This window comes from Streptomyces coryli (genome assembly GCF_011044975.1).
In the GTDB taxonomy this organism is placed as follows: Bacteria; Actinomycetota; Actinomycetes; order Streptomycetales; family Streptomycetaceae; genus Streptomyces; species Streptomyces coryli.
Map to the genome: position 1 here is coordinate 1 of NZ_JAAKZV010000440.1, position 3439 is coordinate 3439.

General features: G+C 76.4%; 3 protein-coding genes. All 3 read right to left on the reverse strand.

Features of this window, described 5'->3' with window-relative positions; all coding sequences use genetic code 11:
* Positions 1-869 (reverse strand): ATP-binding cassette domain-containing protein (locus G5C51_RS40845; protein WP_165245829.1); only part of this gene is annotated, 869 nt, incomplete at its 3' end.
* A gap of 139 nt (positions 870-1008) precedes the next feature.
* Positions 1009-1848: an NUDIX hydrolase gene (locus tag G5C51_RS40850; protein ID WP_165245831.1), complete on the reverse strand. Its 840-nt coding sequence runs from the start codon at positions 1846-1848 to the stop codon at positions 1009-1011.
* Between the two features lie 76 nt (positions 1849-1924).
* The coding region (locus G5C51_RS40855) for an amylo-alpha-1,6-glucosidase (protein WP_420824914.1) at positions 1925-3439 on the reverse strand (1515 nt) is incomplete at its 5' end.

A 3439-nucleotide genomic window follows, 5' to 3' on the forward strand; every position in this document is an offset into this window, starting at 1 on the left:
TCCACGTGCGTCAGGATCGCGCCGTCCGGGATGCCCGTACCGGCCAAGGGCGATCGGGCGCGGGAGTCCGAGGACTCGCCGGGCAGGATGCGGCCGACCGCCCAGCGGCCGCAGGTGGTGCGGGCGAGGTAGGTGGCGAGGCGCTCGGCCTGCGGGGTGCGGACGGTGACGCAGCTGCGCAGCCTGGTGCGGGCGAACTCGGCGGCCGGCTGGTCGGCGACGATCCGGCCGGCGTCGAGGCTGAGCACCCGGTCGGCGAGGCGGGCGGCGGTGCGCGGCTCGGTGGTGGTGGTGAAGACGCAGATGCCGGTGCCGGCGAGTTCGCGCAGGGTCGCGTGATACCAGGCGGCTTCGCGGTGCGAGAGGTCGCGGGCCGGGTCGTCGAGGACGAGGGTGTGCGGGTCGCCGAGGAGGGCGGTGGCGAGGCCGAGGCGGCGGTCCATGCCGAGGGCGAGGGTGTCGAGACGGTCGCCGGCGAGGGCGTCGAGGCCGACCAGTTCGAGGACGTCGTCGGCGCGGGTGGCCGGGACGCCGATGGCCGCGGCGAGCATGCGGAGGTGGGCGCGGAGCGTACGGGCCGGGTGGCCTGCCACGTCGCCGAGTACGGTGCCGACCTCGCGGGCCGGGACCGCGATCCGGCTGAGCGGGCGGCCGTTGAACAGGGCGGTGCCGCGGCCCGGGTCGAGCTGGAGGAGGCGGCGTACGGCCGCGGTCTTCCCGGCGCCGGGGTCGCCGAGCAGCACGGTGACCTCGCCGGGCGCGGCCTCGAACGTGAGCCCGCGCACGGTGGCGGCGCCGCTGCCGGTGTCGCTTTCGGCGTCGCTGTTGGCGTCCTGCGGTCTGCTGGTGAGTCCGATGGCCTGGATCATCTCGCGCCTCGCTGGGGTCCGGAACGGGGACACCTTAGCGCGACATTTGGGAGGAATCGGGCATAGCAGAGAGCGCGGCGTCCGGCGAGTTGCGGTGCGGCCAAGTGCCAGGGCAGGTCCGGACCGGCCGGGAGCGGCCCTAGACCTCCGGGCGGAGCATCGGCGGGTTGAGGAGCGTGGCGCCGCCGGCGCGGAACAGCTGGGCGGGGCGGCCGCCCTGACGGGTCGTCGTGCCGCCGGTGGGCACGAGGAAGCCGGGTGTGCCGGTGACCTTGCGGTGGAAGTTGCGCGGGTCGAGGGCCACACCCCACACCGCCTCGTACACCCGGCGCAGCTCGCCGACGGTGAACTCGCGCGGGCAGAAGGCCGTGGCCAGCGACGAGTACTCGATCTTGGAGCGGGCCCGCTCCACCCCGTCGGCCAGGATCCGCGCGTGGTCGAAGGCCAGCGGCCCCTGCTCCGGCTCGCCGGCGGCCGCGCCGCTCGGACCGTCGGGGCCGAGCAGCGGTTCCACCGGCGCCCACCGCACGCTGCTGGCGTCGCCGCCGGGCCGGGGCGCGGGCAGGTCGGGGGCGAGGACGAGGTGGGCCACGCTGACGACGCGCATGCGGGGGTCGCGCTTGGGGTCGCCGTAGGTGGCGAGTTGCTCGAGATGCGCACCCGGGACGGAGGCCGGCGAGGGCTGGGAAGGGGACTTGGTCTGGGACTGGGCCTGGGCCTGTGTCCGGTCCGGCGGGACGTCGTCGGCCAGGCCGCCGTGCGGGTGCAGCCCGGTCTCCTCGGCGAGCTCGCGAGCGGCCGCCTGCTCCAGGTCCTCGTCCGGCTGCACGAACCCGCCGGGCAGCGCCCACCGGCCCTGGAACGGCGGCTCCCCGCGCCGTACGGCGAGCGCGCACAGCGCATGGCTGCGCACGGTCAGCACGACCAGGTCCACAGTGACGGCGAACGGAGGGTAGGCCGACGGGTCGTAGGGTGGCATGCCGCGATCATAGTCGTCTGCCTGACGATAAACAGGCCCTTGGTAGCGCTGTCCGGTCCGGCGGCCCACCCGCAGGTCACGCCCCGAGCTGCAGGCCCGCCGCGGCCTCCTCCACCATCCCCATGCCGAGCCGGCTCACCCGTACGGAGAACGGCTCCCCCGCTATCCGCCACCCCGTCAGATGCAGCGCGCCGAGCGGTGCCGTGCCCGCGGGCCTGATGGCGACAGTGCCCGCCGGGACGTCGGGCCGCAGCCCCGCGACGGCGGCCAGCAGGTGCACGACCGCGGCCGCGGCGGTGGCCGCCGGGCGGCAGGCGGCGGGGTGCGGCAGCGGGGCGCCGCCCTCGGTGCGCCGTATCCCGGCGTACATCTCCGGGAGGCGGTGGCCGAAGTGTGCGGCGGCGTCCAGGGTGCCGTGCAGGAGGCAGCCCGCCTCCTTCTCGTATCCGGTGGCGAAGAGGCCGGCCACGGCCACCGCCGTGTCGAGGACACGGACGGCGCCGCCGCCGTGGCCGAACGGGTTGTGCCCCGGCTCCGCGCCGCCGAGGGTGCGCAGCCCCCAGCCGCAGTCCTGTGCCGGCGAGCCCAGGAGCCGGGCGAGGGTCTCGGTCCGCACCTTGTCCAGCAGCGGCTCGGCGAACTGCCCCGCGGTGGACAGGCCCGGGTCCAGCAGATGCGCGGCGGCGCTGCCGAGCTGCGGCAACGGGGCGCCATCCGGGGTGAGCGCGGCGGCCGGGCGGCCGCCGGAGCGGTCCTCGACCCAGAAGTCGGCGCGGAATCTCTCCCGCAGACCGGCTGCCCACTCTCGCCAGTCGTCGGCACCAGGCCGCCCGAACTCGTCCAGCAGGTCCGCACCGAGCAGCGCGGCCCGGTGGGCGTGCGCCTGTGTCTCGCAGCGGTACGGGCCGCCGGGGGCGGGGTCGGGGACGTAACCGGAGAGGCCGGGAGGGCGGTGCGCGGCTGCGCCGGAGCTCGGTGCCACCGATCTGAGCCAGGTGAGGCAGCGCTCGGCGGCCGGGAGCAGCTGCTCGGTGTCCCGCTCCGACAGCCCCCACCGGCGGGCCTCCGCGAGCACGGCGGGGAAGAGCAACGTGGCCTCGATCCCCACGGAACGCGGCGGGAGTTGCGGCCCGCTGGCCCGCACGGGCCCGGGCAGCAGCCCGGCCGGAGAACCCTGGTCCTGCTGACTGCGGGCGAGGGCACGCAGCGTGCCGGCGGCGAGATCCGTACCGAGCGGGAGAAGCATGCGGGCCGCCCACAGGGCGTCGGCGGGGTCCAGGCCGCAGCGCCAGGGGACTCCCGAGGCGAGAAACGCATCGGCTGGGGCGCCGGGATCCCGCAACAGCAGCGCCGCCAGGTCGTCGAGGGCGGAGGCAAGTGCCGGTCCCACTCGGGCATCGTCACCACCCGCGCGGGCGGACAAGGACCAGGGGATGGGCCCGCGCGGCGGCGGAGAGCTTACGGGCTGCCGCCCGTCGGCCGAGAAGCCGCCGGCCGAGGCGGCACCGACCGGAGACCGCCGGGCCGGAGCGCCGCCGTCGTACGGCCCGCCGCCCATAGCGCCACCCCTCTGCTGCACGCCCTCCCGAGC